Source organism: Curvibacter sp. T50 (assembly GCF_057219955.1).
Map to the genome: position 1 here is coordinate 732500 of NZ_JBXVVU010000001.1, position 15681 is coordinate 748180.

General features: G+C 69.1%; 13 protein-coding genes. 4 read left to right on the forward strand and 9 right to left on the reverse strand.

What is annotated here, in order from left to right; translation table 11 throughout:
- Nucleotides 1-49: 49 nt before the first annotated feature.
- The gene (gene adh / locus AC2EBU_RS03515) at nt 50-1570 is read right to left on the reverse strand and encodes an aldehyde dehydrogenase (RefSeq protein ID WP_484608993.1); all 1521 of its coding nucleotides are present in this window, start codon (nt 1568-1570) and stop codon (nt 50-52) included.
- Nucleotides 1571-1866: 296 nt separating this feature from the next.
- Between adh and AC2EBU_RS03520 the strand changes: the two genes are divergently transcribed.
- Complete coding sequence (locus AC2EBU_RS03520) at nt 1867-3855, forward strand: sigma-54-dependent Fis family transcriptional regulator (RefSeq protein ID WP_484608994.1); 1989 nt, start codon at nt 1867-1869, stop codon at nt 3853-3855.
- 30 nt (nt 3856-3885) lie between these two features.
- Here the strand turns inward: AC2EBU_RS03520 and AC2EBU_RS03525 are convergent, their stop codons facing one another.
- The 8 genes from AC2EBU_RS03525 to AC2EBU_RS03560 all read right to left on the reverse strand — a co-directional run bounded on the left by AC2EBU_RS03525 (nt 3886) and on the right by AC2EBU_RS03560 (nt 11783).
- Nucleotides 3886-4359, reverse strand: coding sequence for an FKBP-type peptidyl-prolyl cis-trans isomerase (locus AC2EBU_RS03525; protein ID WP_484608995.1), 474 nt, complete (start codon nt 4357-4359; stop codon nt 3886-3888).
- Between the two features lie 102 nt (nt 4360-4461).
- Entirely contained in the window at nt 4462-5469 is a 1008-nt protein-coding gene (dusA, locus tag AC2EBU_RS03530; RefSeq protein WP_484608996.1) for a tRNA dihydrouridine(20/20a) synthase DusA, read from the reverse strand.
- Nucleotides 5470-5481: 12 nt separating this feature from the next.
- Complete coding sequence (locus tag AC2EBU_RS03535) at nt 5482-6774, reverse strand: TIGR03862 family flavoprotein (RefSeq protein ID WP_484608997.1); 1293 nt, start codon at nt 6772-6774, stop codon at nt 5482-5484.
- A gap of 69 nt (nt 6775-6843) precedes the next feature.
- Complete coding sequence (locus tag AC2EBU_RS03540; RefSeq protein WP_484608998.1) at nt 6844-7281, reverse strand: hypothetical protein; 438 nt, start codon at nt 7279-7281, stop codon at nt 6844-6846.
- Between the two features lie 226 nt (nt 7282-7507).
- Entirely contained in the window at nt 7508-9046 is a 1539-nt protein-coding gene (locus AC2EBU_RS03545) for an SLC13 family permease (RefSeq protein ID WP_484608999.1), read from the reverse strand.
- 169 nt (nt 9047-9215) lie between these two features.
- Entirely contained in the window at nt 9216-10382 is a 1167-nt protein-coding gene (locus AC2EBU_RS03550) for a metallophosphoesterase (RefSeq protein WP_484610106.1), read from the reverse strand.
- A 145-nt stretch (nt 10383-10527) separates the two neighbouring features.
- On the reverse strand, nt 10528-11331 hold the full coding sequence (locus tag AC2EBU_RS03555; protein ID WP_484609000.1) for an SDR family NAD(P)-dependent oxidoreductase: 804 nt from the start codon (nt 11329-11331) through the stop codon (nt 10528-10530).
- An 86-nt stretch (nt 11332-11417) separates the two neighbouring features.
- Nucleotides 11418-11783: an ArsR/SmtB family transcription factor gene (locus AC2EBU_RS03560; protein ID WP_484609001.1), complete on the reverse strand. Its 366-nt coding sequence runs from the start codon at nt 11781-11783 to the stop codon at nt 11418-11420.
- A gap of 79 nt (nt 11784-11862) precedes the next feature.
- Between AC2EBU_RS03560 and AC2EBU_RS03565 the strand changes: the two genes are divergently transcribed.
- The 3 genes from AC2EBU_RS03565 (at nt 11863) to AC2EBU_RS03575 (ending at nt 15652) form a co-directional block, all read left to right on the forward strand.
- Entirely contained in the window at nt 11863-12759 is an 897-nt protein-coding gene (locus AC2EBU_RS03565) for an NUDIX hydrolase (protein WP_484609002.1), read from the forward strand.
- An 87-nt stretch (nt 12760-12846) separates the two neighbouring features.
- A complete protein-coding gene (locus AC2EBU_RS03570; protein ID WP_484609003.1) occupies nt 12847-14538 on the forward strand; it encodes an FAD-binding oxidoreductase in 1692 nt (563 codons plus the stop codon).
- A 106-nt stretch (nt 14539-14644) separates the two neighbouring features.
- The gene (locus tag AC2EBU_RS03575) at nt 14645-15652 is read left to right on the forward strand and encodes a metal-dependent hydrolase (RefSeq protein WP_484609004.1); all 1008 of its coding nucleotides are present in this window, start codon (nt 14645-14647) and stop codon (nt 15650-15652) included.
- Nucleotides 15653-15681 lie beyond the last annotated feature (29 nt).

A 15681-nucleotide genomic window follows, 5' to 3' on the forward strand; every position in this document is an offset into this window, starting at 1 on the left:
AGGGAAAGCGGTTTCCCGCCTCCCCTGACCTTCGGGTTGCCGAGCCGGATCAGAAGAATCCGAGCTTGTTCTCCGAGTACGACACCAGCAGGTTCTTGGTCTGCTGGTAGTGGTCCAGCATCATCTTGTGGGTTTCACGGCCGATGCCCGATTCCTTGTAGCCACCGAAGGCAGCGTGCGCCGGGTAGGCGTGGTAGCAGTTGGTCCAGACGCGGCCGGCCTTGATGGCGCGGCCCATGCGGTAGGCCACGTTGCCGTTGCGGCTCCAAACACCGGCGCCCAGGCCGTACAGCGTGTCGTTGGCAATCGCCAGCGCTTCGGCTTCATCCTTGAAGGTGGTCACCGCCAGCACCGGGCCGAAGATTTCCTCCTGGAAGATGCGCATCTTGTTGTGGCCCTTGAACAGCGTGGGCTGCACGTAGTATCCGCCGCCCAGTTCACCGCCGAGGTCGGCCTGCGAACCGCCGCACAGCACTTGCGCACCTTCCTGCTTGCCCAGATCGAGGTAGGACAGGATCTTGGTCAGCTGCTCCTTGGACGCCTGCGCGCCCATCATGGTGTCGGTGTCCAACGGGTTGCCTTGCTTGATGGCAGCCACACGCTGAAGCACTCGCTCCATGAACCGGTCGTAGATGCTTTCCTGGATCAGCGCGCGGCTGGGGCAGGTACAGACCTCGCCCTGGTTGAAGGCGAACAGCACCAGGCCTTCGATGGCTTTGTCCAGGAAAGCGTCGTCCTTGTCCATCACGTCGGCAAAGAAGACGTTGGGGCTCTTGCCACCCAGCTCGAGCGTGGCCGGAATCAGGTTGTTGGCAGCCGCCTGGGCGATCACCCGGCCGGTGCTGGTGGAGCCGGTAAAGGCGATCTTGGCGATGCGTTTGCTGGTAGCCAGCGGCATGCCGGCCTCGCGGCCATAGCCGTTGACAATGTTCAGCACGCCTGGCGGCAACAGGTCGGCGATCAGCTCGGCCAGGATCAGGATGGAAATCGGCGTGTTTTCCGCCGGCTTGAGCACCACCGCGTTGCCGGCCCCCAGGGCTGGCGCCAGTTTCCACGCGGCCATCAGGATGGGAAAGTTCCATGGAATGATCTGGCCCACCACACCCAGCGGCTCATGGATGTGATACGCCATGGTGTTCTCGTCGATCTCGCTGATGCCACCTTCCTGCGCGCGCAGGGCGCCCGCGAAGTAGCGGAAATGGTCGACGGACAGCGGCAGGTCGGCGTTCAGCGTCTCGCGTATCGGCTTGCCGTTGTCAATGGTCTCCGCGTAGGCCAGCAGTTCCAGATTGGCCTCCAGACGATCGGCGATCTTCAGCAGAACGTTGCTGCGGGTGGCGGCGTCGGTTTTGCCCCATTTGTCGGCAGCGGCGTGGGCGGCGTCCAGCGCGAGTTCGATGTCTTCTGCGGTCGAGCGTGCCGCCTGGGTGTAGACCTTGCCGGTGGTCGGGGTGATCACGTCGAAGTACTGACCTTTGACCGGAGCGACCCACCGCCCCCCGATGAAGTTGTCGTAACGGGTTTTGAATTGGACCGGTGCGCCCTGGGCGCCGGGTGCGGCATACAACATGGCAGATGTCTCCTGGAAGGTTGAGGTGGTGAATCGGGCCCGCCGTCGCTGGCGGACGCCGACCTTCAACGCAGGGTTTATGCCAGTCCGCGCAATTCATGCACGTCATTGAAATAAAAGGCTTTTTTTCCGATATCAGGGAAAACCCGTTGTAACCTCCCGACGTCAAAACCTTCCACAGTTGTCCAGAAATGGAACAGTCGGGCGGCCATCGGACACCGCAAGGACACCATCTGCCGGTGGCCGGCCGATAATGCGCCGACAAGGCGGGCGATGACCCGCTGACAGGAGACAGCGTGAACGCCATCCACCCCCTCGCGGACCTGCGCCGCGCGCGTCAGAGTCTGATCGAACAGGGTCGTTGTCCCGAGGGGCTGGTTTCCGGCCCGGTCGCCCGCTCCTGGCAGCGCAGCCTGGCCCACGGGCTTCAGCCCATGGGCCGCCTCGATCTGCCCGATCCGGCGGCCGATGGGCAACTGCGGCGGGCGCAGGCCGTCAGCCACGACCTGATCGCCCATTCGTCGCCCGTCATGGAGTTCCTGTTCGAACAAGTCCGCCACAGCGGCAGCGTGGTGGTGCTGGCCGACCGATCAGGCATGCTGGTGCACAGCCTCGGCGACGCGGACTTCGTCTCCCGCGCGGAACGGGTAGCCCTGCGTTGCGGCGCCTCATGGCACGAACGCCATCGCGGAACCAATGCAATCGGAACGGCCCTCGCCGAGGACAAAGCGGTGGAAATCCACGGCGCCGAGCACTTCCTCGACAGAAACGCCTTCCTGACCTGCGCGGCCGCACCGATTGCCTCGGCCAGCGGCGAACTCATGGGCATCCTGGATATCTCCGGCGACCATCGGGGCGCGCACCCACACACCCTGGGCCTGGTCGCCACAGCCGCGCGCATGATCGAGAACCGGCTGCTCGCGGCCAGTTGCCGGCGGGAGCTGCGGCTGCACCTGCACGCCCGGCCTGAAGGGATTGGCACCTTGGCCGAGGGCATTCTGGCCCTGTCGCCGGACGGCTGGATCGTCGGCGCCAACCGCGCGGCGCTGGCCCTGCTCCGCATCCGACCCGTCGATTTGCGGGCAACGGCGCTGGACAACGTCGCCGAGACCCCCCTGCAGGCGCTGCTGGCGCGCGCCCGGCAACGCCCGGGCGAGGCCCAGCCGCTCCGCCTGCAGGACGGCCGAGTCCTTTACGCGCAGTTGCACGCCGACCCGCACGCCGTCACCATTCCCTTCGGCAATGCACCGGCCGTCGCCACGGACTGCAGCGAATCCGCCATGGAGGCCAGGCCGCAGGACGCGCTGGCGCGCCTGGACACGGGAGACAGCCGCTGGCACCTTGCCGCAGAAAAGGCGCGCCGGGTGCTGCAGAAGTCGATTTCCGTGCTGATCCTGGGCGAGTCCGGTGTCGGCAAGGAACTGTTCGCCCGCGCGTGCCACGATAGCGGGCCACGTCGGGCCGGGCCCTTCGTCGCCATCAATTGCGCCTCGATACCGGAGCACCTCATCGAATCCGAACTGTTCGGCTACGCGCCCGGCGCCTTCACCGGTGCGCGCCGAGAAGGCCTGCCGGGGCGCCTGCGGCAGGCGCATGGCGGGACCCTGTTCCTGGACGAAATCGGCGACATGCCGCTCGCACTGCAGTCGCACCTGCTGCGGGTCCTCCAGGAACGTCAGGTCACGCCCCTGGGCGGCGGCAAACCGGTCGATGTGGACTTCACGCTGATTTGCGCGACACATCACCCCCTGCGCGAGGAAGCAGCGGCCGGTCGTTTTCGCAACGATCTTTACTGGCGCATCAATGGACTGACCCTGGTGCTGCCGCCCCTGCGGGAACGCACCGACTTCGGCGCCCTCACCGCGCGCCTGCTGGTCGACCTGTGTCCAGACCGACGGCTGACAATCGCCGCCGACCTGATGGACGCGTTCCGCGCGCACGCCTGGCCGGGAAACCTGCGCGAATACGCCTCCATCCTGCGCACCGCCTGTGCGCTGATCAGCAATGACGAATCCCGTATCGGATGGGAACACCTCGCCGACGATATCGCCGAGGAACTGCGGTCGGCCGGCAGGGCCAGGCAGAAGCCGACAGAAGCGGACCCGCCGCCGCGCTCCGGTGACGAGCCGAGCCGCCAGCGGACCGACCTGCCTCCACGCAACCTGAGGGAATTGTCTCGCGCAGCCATCGCGCTGGCGTTGGAACAGCGTCGGGGCAACGTCTCGCAGGCGGCACGGGACCTGGGAATCAGCCGCCAGACCCTGTATCGGAAGATTCAGGACTGAACCACCCGGGCCGCGCGACCACGGGTTCCGTCAGCGCCCGGCAATGGCCAGCAGCTCCACCTCGAACAGCAGCGTGGCATTGGGCGGAATGACGTTGCCGGCCCCGCGCTCGCCGTACGCAATGGCGGGCGGACAGGTCAGGCTGGCCTTGCCACCCACCTTCATGCGCTGCACCCCTTCGGTCCAGCAGGCAATGACGCGGTTGAGCGGAAACTCGGCCGGCTTGCCGCGCGCGTAGGAGCTGTCGAACTCCTTGCCATCGGGCAAGGTACCCCGGTAATGCACCTGCACCCGGTCGGTCGCCGTGGGGCTGGCGCCGGTGCCCTCCTTCAGGGACCGGTACACCAGACCACTGGGCGTGGTGACGGCGGCCGGTGCCGCACCGGCGGCCGCCACAGAAGCTGCCGGCGCCTTTGCCGACGCTTGCGCGGGCGTCTGCGCCCAGGCCGAAACACCCGCGACCGCGGCACCCGCCAGCAGCATCCAGGGAATCAAACGGTTCATATCCATCGGACCTTTCAAAAATAGTATCGAAATAATAGCAAACAATGACCTTTTTACGCTGGGTATTGCCAGTTTTCGCGTAAAAATCTTCCTAAAGCCTCCTTACAGCGGCTCGACCACCGGTTGCGCCGCCTCCAGCCCGGTCCGGGCCTGCGCCAGCACCGCCCGGGGGGGCAGCGGCTTGAGGTGGTGGTCGCTCCAGATCTGCCGCCAGCGGCGCGCGCCGCGTTGGCCGTGGCGCAGGCCCAGCATGTGGCGGGCGATCGGGTACCAGGGGCAGTCGTCGTCCACCGCCTCGCGCTCCATGTAGGCCACCATGGCTTCTTCCACCGCCTCGCGCGTGACCGGGTTGGGCCCGGCGCCGAAAAAGGCCTCGTCCCAGCCGGCCAGCAACCAGGGGTTGTGGTAGGCCTCGCGCCCCACCATCACACCGTCCACGTGCTGCAGGTGGGTGGCGATCTGGTCGTTGCTGGTCACGCCGCCGTTCAGACAGATGGTCAGGTGCGGGAAGTCGCGCTTGAGCTGATAGACCATTTCATACCGCAGCGGCGGGATTTCGCGGTTTTCCTTCGGGCTCAGGCCCTGCAGCCAGGCGTTGCGGGCATGGACGATGAAGACCCGGCAGCCGGCTTCGCTCACCTGGCCGACAAAATCGCGCACGAAGGCGTAGCTCTCGATCCGGTCGATGCCGATGCGGTGTTTCACCGTCACCGGAATGTCCACCACATCCACCATGGCCTTCACGCCGTCGGCCACCAGCGCCGGCTCGGCCATCAGGCAGGCGCCGAAGGCCCCGCGCTGCACCCGCTCGCTGGGGCAGCCGCAGTTCAGGTTGATCTCGTCGTAGCCCCATTCCTGGCCCAGCCGGGCGGCAAAGGCCAGGTCTTCGGGCTCGCTGCCGCCGAGTTGCAGCGCCACCGGGTGTTCTTCTTCATGAAAGCGCAGGTGCCGGCGCAAGCTGCCGTGGCGCAGCGCGCCGGTGGTGACCATTTCGGTGTACAGGCGTGTGTGCCTGGACAGCAGGCGGTGGAAGTAACGGCAGTGCCGGTCGGTCCAGTCCAGCATCGGGGCGACACTTAATCTCCAAGGTGAGAATTCTTCAGTAACCATTTGATATACAAATCATTTTTCCAGAGACTGCAGCCACCCCAGCACGCCCTGCCCCGCCCTTCTCCCACTGGCGTAGCAGGCCGTGAGCAGGTAGCCGCCGGTGGGGGCTTCCCAGTCCAGCATCTCGCCGGCGCAGAACACGCCGGGCAGGTTGCGCAGCATCAGGTCCGGCTGGAGCGCTTCGAACGGCACACCGCCGGCGCTGCTGATGGCTTCGTCCAGCGGGCGCGTGGCGGTCAGGCCGACCGGCAGCGCCTTGATGGCGGCGGCCAGGCGCGCGGGATCGGCCATGGCCTCTTTGGGCAGCAGCTCGTGCAGGATGGCCATCTTGATGCCGTCCAGGCCCAGGCGGCTTTTCAGGTGGCTGCTCAGGCTGCGCGCGCCGCGGGGGTGTTTCACCTCGGCCAGCACCCGCTCGGCCGGGTGGTCGGGCAGCAGGTCCAGCGCAAAGGTGGCGCGGCCATGCGCGGCAATGGCGTCGCGCAGCAGGCCGGAGGCGGCATACACCAGGCTGCCCTCCACGCCGCTGGCGGTGGCGACAAACTCGCCTTTGCGCTGGAACACCACCTGCCCGGCCTCGTCCTGCACCCGCAGCGCAACCGATTTGAAGGGTTGCCCCGCAAAGCGTTCGCGAAACAGCGCCGTCCAGCCGGTGCCGTCCCGCCCGGCGGCGTCGAAGCCGCAATTCGACGGGCGCAGCTGCGCCACCGGCACCCCACGCGCCGCCAGCAATGGCACCCAGGCACCGTCCGAACCCAGCCGCGCCCAGCTGCCGCCGCCCAGCGCCAGCAGCACCGCGTGGGCGCGCACCCGGCGCGGGCCGGCGGGGGTGTCGAAGCTCAGCGCGCCATCGTCGGCCCAGCCCGTCCAGCGGTGGCGCATGTGAAACGTCACCGGCACACCATGGGCAGCGGGGTGGCGCAGGCGGTGCAGCCAGGCGCGCAGCAGCGGCGCGGCTTTCATGTCGGTCGGAAACACCCGTTGCGAGCTGCCGACAAAGGTGTCCACCCCCAGGCCGGTGGCCCAGGCGCGCAGCGCGTCGGCGCCAAAGTCGCGCAACAGCGGCTCCAGCACGGCGCGGCGCTCGCCGTAGCGGCTGGCAAAGGCGTCGAACGGTTCGGCGTGGGTGAGGTTCAGCCCGCCCTTGCCGGCCAGCAGAAATTTGCGGCCCACCGAAGGCATGGCGTCGAACAGGTGCACCGCCCGGCCGGCGCCCGACAGCACCTCCGCCGCGGCCAGGCCCGCCGGGCCGGCGCCGATGAGGGCGATGTCAAGTTTCGAGTCGTCGGGGATGGCAGCGGTCATCCCGGCATTGTCGCCGAGGGGTTGCGCCGGCCGGGCCCATCATCGGCCCCCGGCGCTGACAACGGATGCTCAGCCAATTTCGCGCAGATACCCCGCGACCACGCGCAATTGCGGCAGGTCCATGCGCAGAATGAAGCCCCGGCTGGCCGAGTTGATCATTTTCGCGGCGCCGCTCAGCCCCAGCTTGGCCGACTGCTCGGCCATGAAGCCGACCTGGGCGCGCTGCAGCGGACGCAGGAAATACCAGTCCATGCCCGCCTGCACCAGCTCAGCGACCAGGTCGGCAAACGCTTCGTTGTGCCCTTTCGGATGGCTGGCCGCTTCAATTTCATCCAGAAGCGCCCAGGTTTTCTGACGCAACGCGTGCGAGTGATGAAAGCGCAACGAGGGCAGTGCCGTGTCGTCGGTTGCCTTGGCGGCGGGCCGTTTGGCAGCCGACGCACGGGGCGCGCCCTGCGCGGCGGGCCGGGCGGCAACCCGCGCGGAGGGTTTTGGCGCCGGCTTCACGGCGGGCTTGGCAGCGACCGGGGCCGCAGCCTTCGCAGCCGGTCTGGTTTTTGCACCGCTTTTCGAGGCGCCCGATGGCGCCGGCGGCACTTTGGTTGCAGTTTTTGCCTTGGGGGCGCGGGTTTTGCTGGCAGGTGTCTTGGTGGCAGGTGTTTTGGTGGCGCTTGAGGTGGGCATGCTGTGGATCACGGAAGGTGGCGGTGCCAGAGCGTAGCAGGCAAGGCGCTCAACGCCCCGCGCCCAGCGTGGGCACCACCACCAGGTAGGTCAGCGCGAAGATCACGACGATGCCGGTCAGGTTGAGCCACAGCCCGGCGCGGATCATCTGCGGCATGCGCACCAGGCCGGTGCCGAAGACGATGGCGTTGGGCGGCGTGCCCACCGGCATCATGAACGCGCAGCTCGCCGCAATGGTGGCCGGCACCAGCAGCATGCCGGCCGGCACACCGAGCACCGGCGCCAGCGCGGCGAGGATCGGCAGCATCGTCGCCACCTGCGCCGTGTTGGAGGTCAGCTCCGACATGAACACCATGATGGCGATGATCGCCAGCAGCACCGCCCACACCGGCCAGCCGGCAAAGTCGGCCGCCAGCGCGCCGATGTACTGCGGCACGCCATTGGCCTCGGTCGCCGCGGCCAGCGCCAGCCCGCCGCCGAAGAGGATCAGCACACCCCAGGGCAGTTTCTGCGCCGTGGCCCAGTCCATCGCGCGCACACCGTTGGCCCGGTCCACCGGGATCAGGAACAGCGCCAGCGCCGCCAGGATCGCGATGCCCGCGTCCGAGAGCCCGGTCAGCGGGCGCAGGCCGGCCACCGACCAGTCCTTGAGCAGCGGCGAGCCCATCCACAGCACCACGGTAAAGGCGAACACCGCCAGCGTCACCCGCTCGCCGGCATTCAAGGCGCCCAGCTTCGCCCATTCGTCGCGCACGTACTCGCGCCCGCCCTCGATCTCGCCCATACGCGTGGGAAACAGCACGCTCGTGTTCAGGAACCAGGCCAGCGGCAGGAACGCCAGCATCGCCGGTACGCCGATCGCCATCCACTCCAGGAAACCGATGCGGATGCCGGCGCTCTGCTCGACAAAGCGCACCAGGATGCCGTTGGGCGGCGAGCCGATGATGGTGCCCAGCCCGCCGATCGAGGCCGCATAGGCCACGCCCAGCAGCGCCGAAAAGGCGAAATTGGACAGGTCGCGGTCTTCCTGCGGAATGCCGCCGTGCTCGGCCAGGCCGCGGCCGGTGCGCCGGCGCAGCGCCACGTCGATCACCGACAGCACGATGGGCACCATCATCGCGGCGGTCGCGGTGTTGGACACCCACATGCTGACGAACGCCGTCGCGGCCATGGTCCCGCCCACGATCGCCTTGGGCCGCGTGCCCACCAGCTTGAGCGTGGCAAAGGCGATGCGCCGGTCCAGCCCCCAGCGCTGGATGGCCAGCGCCAGCACGAAGCCGCCCAGGAACAGAAAGATCACATCCGCGCCGTAGTTCGCCGTGGTGCGCGCCAGCGGCATGATGCCGGCCAGCGGAAACGCCGCGATCGGCAGCAGCGCGGTGACCTCGATGTCCACCGCCTCGGTCATCCACCAGGTGGCCATCCACGCCATCATCGCCAGCGTGGCCCGGCCCGCCTGCGAAAACGCCACCACCTGGCCCTGCGCGTTGGCATAGCTCTCGGGCAACACCAGGTACAGCCCCAGCGCCAGCACCGGCCCCATCAGTAGGCCGACCCGTTGCACGCGTTGCTGAAGGCTCAGGATCATCGAGAAAACGGCAGAGTGGAGGCCAACGCATTGTCCGCGCCCAAGCCAGGCAAATGTTGACCCGAGTCAATAACGGGTTTCCGCCAGACCCCGCGCCGCGGCGGATGACACCAGATTTCGGAGAAACCGGCCGATATGCATCGTCAATTGGTCCCCGATAGCTATGCTTTCAGGATTGATCCGAAGCGCAAATGTCCCGATCTGCCGCCGGCACCAGGGTCAGCCGGGTGATTTCGCGCCGGAAATGGCGCTTGGGCGGGCCCCAGTAGCCGGTGCCCACCGAGGTGTAGCTCCACAGGCTGCCGAAGCGGTGCAGGCCCTTGACCACCGGCTGCTGCAGCCGCACAAAGTGGTTCCAGGGCCACCACTGGCCGCCGTGGGTGTGGCCGTGCAGCGCCAGGTGGTAGCCGGCCTCGACCGCGGCCAGGGCGGTGACGGGCTGGTGCGCCAGCAGCAGGCGCAGGTCGGCGGCCGCGCCGGCCCCGCGAATGGCGGCGTGTGGGTCGCAGGCCCAGTCGGGGTGGAAACGCGCGGTGGTGTGGTCGGTGACGCCCGCCACCGCCACCGTGGCGCCGCCGCGCGCCACCAGGAAATGCTCGTTCAGCAGCACCCGCAGCCCCAGGCGGCGGAATTCCTGCACCCAGGCGGGTGCGCCGCTGTAGAGCTCGTGGTTGCCCAGCACCAGGGCCACGCCCTCGCGCGCGCGCAGCCGCTGCAGTGGCGCCACGTGCTCGCGCAGCGTGGCCACGTCCCCGTCGACCACGTCGCCGGTGATGGCCACCAGGTCGGCCTCCAGAGCGTTGACCCGGTCCACGATGCGCTCCAGCGCGCCCCGGCGCACCGTGGGGCCGACGTGGATGTCGGTGATCTGGACGATGCGAAAGCCGTGCAGTGCCACCGGCAGGCCGGCCACGGGAATCGGCACCTCCACCACCGCCGGCGCCCACCGTGCCACCACAAAACCCGCCACCGTCATCAGCACGGCAGCGGCCACCACGGCCCAGGCCGACGCCTCGGCCCAGCCGAGCACCGGCAGGCCCAGCCCATCCAGCGCCGGCAGCAGCGCCGCGCGCAGCAGTGTCAGCACGAACAGGCTGGAAAACAGCCCCAGCGCCAGCAGCCCGGCCCAGGACAGCGCCGCGCCCAGCCCCTCGCGCCGGGTGCGGGTGGACAGCAGGCCGGCGGGAATCGCCAGCGCGCTGAGGGCCAGGCCCGCCGCCAGCGCAGTGTCGAACGTCCCGCCGCCCGGCCCATGGCCCGCCAGCAGCCACCAGACGGCGGCGTGCAAGCCCCCCACCAGCGCCGTCAGCACCAGCAGCGGCAGCACCCGCAGCAGACGGCGCCGAAACGGCCGGCGAGATGGCCGCCGACGGGGCGCGGCAGCGGAATCGGCCTCGGTGTCGGCGACTCGGGGTTCTGAAACGGTTTTCACAGATTCGATCTCCACAGGTGGGACGGGCGTGGCGTGGGCGTGAACGGATTCAGGCGCCGGCCGGGCGGGACATGCGCTGCACCAGGGCCGTCACCAGGCGCCGGGGCGTGACCCGCACGCTGTTTGCCAATGCCCAGTTGCGGCAACCCGGCACATGAACACGCTGCCCGCGCTGCAGCGCACGATAGCCGCTGGCCGCCACTTTTTCAGCCGAGGGCAGCGCTTTCCCTTTGACGAGCCCGGATTCGCCCATCGCGGCCTTGTCCTGGAAGCCGGAGGCCGTCGGGCCGGGACACAGCGCACTCACGTCCACACCATGCGGGGCCAGCTCGGCCGCGATGGCCTCGGAAAAACTCAGCACAAACGCCTTGGTGGCGTAGTACACCGCCATGTACGGACCGGGCTGGAACGCCGCGGTGGACGCGACGTTGAGCACCTTGCCCCGGCTGGCGATCAGGTCCGGCAGAAACAGGCGGGTCAGTGCCACCACGGTGTTCATGTTCAGCTGCATCATGGCCAGCGCCGGCGCCAGGGGCGCGTCCTTGAATTCGCCAAAGCTGCCATACCCGGCGTTGTTGACCAGTGCGGACAGGCGGATGCCACGCGCCTGCACCTGCTCAAACAGGCGGGTGGCGCCCTCCGCCGCTTCCAGGTCGGCGCCGATCACGGTCACCGTGACCGGGTAGCGCTGCTGCAGGCGGTCGGCCAGGGCCTGCATCCGGTCGACACGGCGGGCGGCCAGCACCAGGTCGTAGCCGTCGCGGGCGAACTCGGCGGCCAGCGCTTCGCCGATGCCGGACGAGGCGCCGGTGATCAGGGCGGTGGGGCGGGTGGTGGTTGGGGTGGTGGTCATTTCAGGCTCCTATTGGTTTAAGCGATTCGACGGATTGGGGTGAAAATTCGGCACCGCAGTGCCGTGGGAAAAGGCTGGACGCCGGCTCAGGTGCAGGACACCTCGGCCTGTTCCACGAGCCGGCGCAGGTCGGCCAGGGCCGTGTCCAGCGTCAGGCTGTAGAAGTTTTCACGCGAGACGCGGTCCTGGGCGATCAGTCCCGCCTGCATCAGCACCTTGAGGTGGTGCGAAATCGCCGGGCGCGACAGTGGCATGCGCTCGGCGATCTGGTTCACGTTCAGGCGTTGCTCCTGCGCCAGCAGCATGACGATGTCCTGGCGGAAGCGGTCGCCCAGCGCGTTGAACACCGGGGCGCAGGCCCGGAAACTGCCCAGCACGTCGTCCAGCGTGGCCGGGGGCCCGTCTGGTGCCGGGGCCGTGTCGGCGGGGGAAGGAAGGGTTTCGGGGTTCATTGGTTCAATTGTTTAAACGCATTGTTCCACAAATCCACGCCCGCTGCAAGCGCCCCATGGCCGCCCTACACTGCGCCTCATGTCCACCGCATCGCCCAACCCCACCCCAGCGCCGGCCTGGCCCGCCCTGCGTGCCGCGCGCCGCACCGAGGTGCCCCGCCGCGCGGTGATGCTGCGGGCCGCTGCGGGCCCGGTGACCATCGGCAGCGTGGCCGAGGCGCACCTGCCGGCCCTGGCCGCCTGGCCGCAGTGGGTCACGGTGGCGGCCGAGGCGGTGACGCTGGATTTCGGCGCCGGCCAGTCCGCCATCGACCGTCACTGGGCCACGCTGAACGAGGCCCTGCGCGCCCAGGGCCTGATCGTCGCCTGGCGGGACGAGCCCTACGGCGTGTGGGACGAGCAGGAAACCAGCCACGCCACCATCGAGCGCGCCGCCTCGCGCTTCTGGGGCACGCTGACGCTGGGCGCGCACTGCAACGGCTATGTGGCCGGTGCCGACGGCCGCCCCACGCACCTGTGGGTTGCGAAGCGCAGCCTGACCAAGCCCACCGACCCCGGCAAACTCGACAACCTGATCGGCGGCGGCGTGCCCCTGGGCCAGAGCCCGTGGGAGGCGCTGCAGCGCGAAGCGTACGAGGAAGCCGGCCTGGGCCCCGACGAAATTGCCCAGGCCACACCCGGGCGCATCGTGGCGCTGCACTGCGACATTCCCGAAGGCCTGCAGCGCGAGCACCTGCATGTGTACGACCTGCGCCTGCCCGAAGGCCGCACGCCGCAGAACCAGGACGGCGAAGTGGCCTGGCACCGGTGCTGGCCGGTGCATGAGGCCCTGGCGGCCGCGGCCGACGGCCGTTTCACCACCGACGCGGCGCTGGCGACGCTGGACTTTGCGCTGCGCCATGGGCTCGTGCCAGAGAACGACCCGCTGGCCACCACGTTCACGGCCCTGCTCGCAGGCGAGGCGACCCGCCTTTGAGCACATCGCCTGTCGCATTGCCCCGATCGCAAATTCGCGGTATACCGCCGCACAAGTCGCCACCTTCCTATCAGCCCACGGCCCGCCATGACCGATTCAAGCCATTCCCGCCGCCCGCCACGCCGCTTCTGGGGCTGGGGCCTGGCTGACGCCGCGCTCGATGCCCGTGAACAGGCCAACCTGCGCTTCATGCTCGACCAGCTCGGCGCGGTGCAAGGCGAGGCCACGCCGCCCCGGGTCGAGGACTTTGCGCTGCGCGCGCCGCGCATCACCCCGCCGTCCAGCCTGGCCGCGATGTGCTCCTGCCTGCCGCTGGCCCGGCTCAACCACAGCTACGGCAAGAGCTACGCCGACCTGGCGCGCATGTGGCAACGCGACGTGCCCGAGCCGCCGGACTGGGTGGCCTATCCGGACAACGAGCAGGCCATCGTCGACCTGCTGGACTGGGCGGCGCGCAGCAACGTGGCCGTGGTGCCCTACGGCGGCGGCAGCAGCGTGTGCGGCGGCGTCGAGCCCGCGGTGGGCGCCAGCTACGCGGGCACGGTGTCGATGGACCTGGAACGGCTCAACCGCGTGCTGGAAGTGGACCGCACCAGCCGCGCCGCACGCATCCAGGCCGGGGCGCTGGGCCCCGAGCTGGAAGCCCAGCTCAAACCGCACGGCCTGACGCTGCGGCACTTTCCGCAGAGCTTCGAGTTCTCCACGCTCGGCGGCTGGATCGCCACCCGCGCCGGCGGGCACTACGCGATGCAGCACACCCACATCGACGACTTCGTCGAAAACACCCGCCTGGTCACCCCCGCCGGCGTGATGCAGACGCGGCGCCTGCCCGGCTCCGGGGCCGGCCCGGCGCCGGATCGCCTCGTGCTGGGCTCCGAGGGCACGCTGGGCGTGATCACCGAGGCCTGGGTGCGGCTGCAAGACGCGCCGCGCTTTCGCGCCTCCGCCTCGGTGCGCTTCGAGGACTATTTCAAGGGCGTGGCCTGCGTGCGCGCGCTCTCGCAGTCGGGCCTGAACCCGGCCAACTGCCGCCTGCTGGACCCGCTGGAAACCGTGTTCTCCGGCGTCGGTGACGGCAGCCACGCGATCCTCGTGCTCGGCTTCGAGTCGGCCGACCACCCGCTGCAGCCCTGGATGGCGCGCGCACTGGAGCTGGTGCGCGAGCATGGCGGCCAGTTCGACGCCGAGGCGGTGGCGCGCTCGATGGCGCCCGATGGCGGCGACTCGCATCGCACCGGCGCGGCCGGCGCCTGGCGCGACGCCTTCCTTCGCATGCCCTACTGGCGCGACCCCGCGGTGGGCCTGGGCGTGATCATGGACACCTTCGAGACCGCCATCACCTGGGACCGCTTCGACGCCTTCTACACCGCCGTCAAGGCGGACGTCAGCGCCGCCATCGGGCGCGCCACCGGCCACGATGCGCTGCTGTCCTGCCGCTTTACCCACGTCTACCCCGACGGGCCGGCGCCCTACTTCACGCTGGCGGTCAATGGCGCGGCCGACGGCAGCGTGGCCAGCGCCCTGGCGGCCTGGCGCGACATCAAGGCCGCTGCCAATGAGGCCGTCGTCGCGCACGGCGGCACCATCACCCACCACCATGCCGTGGGGCGCGACCATCGCAGTGGCTACGAGCGCGAGGCCGACCCGCTGTTCCGCCGCATCCTCGCCGCGGCCAAGCACGAGGTCGATCCGCGGGCTGTACTGAATCCGGGCGTGCTGTTCGACCCGCTGGGGCGGCCCGTGGGCACCACCGGGGCGATGGCAGGGCGGCCACTATAGGCACCTGCCCGTCACCGGCAATCCCGGGGACGTACCCACCCGTTCGGTGCGGTCTACGAGCTGACACGCAACAGGCATCATTGACCCGCGCTAGCATCCCCGGCTTATGGATTCGCTCTCCCAACTCGCCCTGGGCGCCGCCTGTTCGGTGGCGGTCATGGGGCGGCGCACAGCGGTGTGGAAGGCCGCGCTATGGGGTGGCCTTGCCGGCACCCTGCCCGATCTGGACGCGCTGATCGACCTGGGCGACGCCGTCCGCAACATGACCGAGCACCGCGGCCTGAGCCACGGCCTCCTCATAGTCACACTGGTGGCCCCGGTATTGGGCACCATCGCCAGCCGAATGCACCGCGAAGGCGACCTGCTGCGCCGCTGGTGCCTGGCGATGTGGCTGGCGCTGTTCACCCACCCCCTGCTCGACACGCTCACCATCTACGGCACCCAGTTGCTGCAGCCTTTCAGCAATTACCCCTTTGGTGTGGGCAGCATGTTCATCATCGACCCGCTCTACACCCTGCCCTTGCTGATCGGCCTGGGGGTGGCCTTGGGGCGTCGGCAATTCGCCGGACTGCGGGCCAATGCCGCGGGTCTGGCCCTGTCCACGCTGTACCTGGCCTGGAGTGTGCTGGCGCAAGCGCAGGTGGAGCAGCGTGTGCGCGCCCAGCTGGCGCGCGAAGGCGAGGCCAGTGCCGCCATCCTGGTCACCCCCACCCCGCTGAACACCGTGGCCTGGCGCGTGCTGGTGATGCAGCCCGGCGGCTACCGCGAAGGCTTCTATTCCTTGCTGGACGGCAACCGCCCGATCCGTTTCGACACCTTCCCGTCGCAGACCGCGCTGCTGCCCGCACTGGGCGACAACCCCGGCCTGCTGCGCATGGTGGGGTTCACCCATGGCTTCTTCGGCCTGCGCGAGGAAGGCGGCCGCGCCATCCTGGCCGACCTGCGCATGGGGCAGGAGCCGTTTTACGTGTTCCAGTTCGCGCTGGCGCGCCGCGAGGGCGAGCGCTGGATCACCATTCCGCCCGAACCCGTCGGCAGCCGCGGCGACGTGGCGCAGGCGCTGCCTTGGCTGTGGGCCCGCATCCAGGGGCACGACGTGCCACCGCCGCGCTGACGGCCGCCGGCTGCTCGCTGCCGCACCAG

Excerpts from the sequence above, each read along its gene's own strand:
- adh (WP_484608993.1), bottom strand. The coding sequence starts at position 1,570 with ATGTTGTATGCCGCACCCGGCGCCCAGGGCGCACCGGTCCAATTCAAA.
- AC2EBU_RS03525 (WP_484608995.1), bottom strand. The coding sequence starts at position 4,359 with ATGAACCGTTTGATTCCCTGGATGCTGCTGGCGGGTGCCGCGGTCGCG.
- dusA (WP_484608996.1), bottom strand. The coding sequence starts at position 5,469 with ATGGTTACTGAAGAATTCTCACCTTGGAGATTAAGTGTCGCCCCGATG.
- AC2EBU_RS03535 (WP_484608997.1), bottom strand. The coding sequence starts at position 6,774 with ATGACCGCTGCCATCCCCGACGACTCGAAACTTGACATCGCCCTCATC.
- AC2EBU_RS03545 (WP_484608999.1), bottom strand. The coding sequence starts at position 9,046 with ATGATCCTGAGCCTTCAGCAACGCGTGCAACGGGTCGGCCTACTGATG.
- AC2EBU_RS03555 (WP_484609000.1), bottom strand. The coding sequence starts at position 11,331 with ATGACCACCACCCCAACCACCACCCGCCCCACCGCCCTGATCACCGGC.
- AC2EBU_RS03560 (WP_484609001.1), bottom strand. The coding sequence starts at position 11,783 with ATGAACCCCGAAACCCTTCCTTCCCCCGCCGACACGGCCCCGGCACCA.
- AC2EBU_RS03565 (WP_484609002.1), top strand. The coding sequence starts at position 11,863 with ATGTCCACCGCATCGCCCAACCCCACCCCAGCGCCGGCCTGGCCCGCC.
- AC2EBU_RS03570 (WP_484609003.1), top strand. The coding sequence starts at position 12,847 with ATGACCGATTCAAGCCATTCCCGCCGCCCGCCACGCCGCTTCTGGGGC.
- AC2EBU_RS03575 (WP_484609004.1), top strand. The coding sequence starts at position 14,645 with ATGGATTCGCTCTCCCAACTCGCCCTGGGCGCCGCCTGTTCGGTGGCG.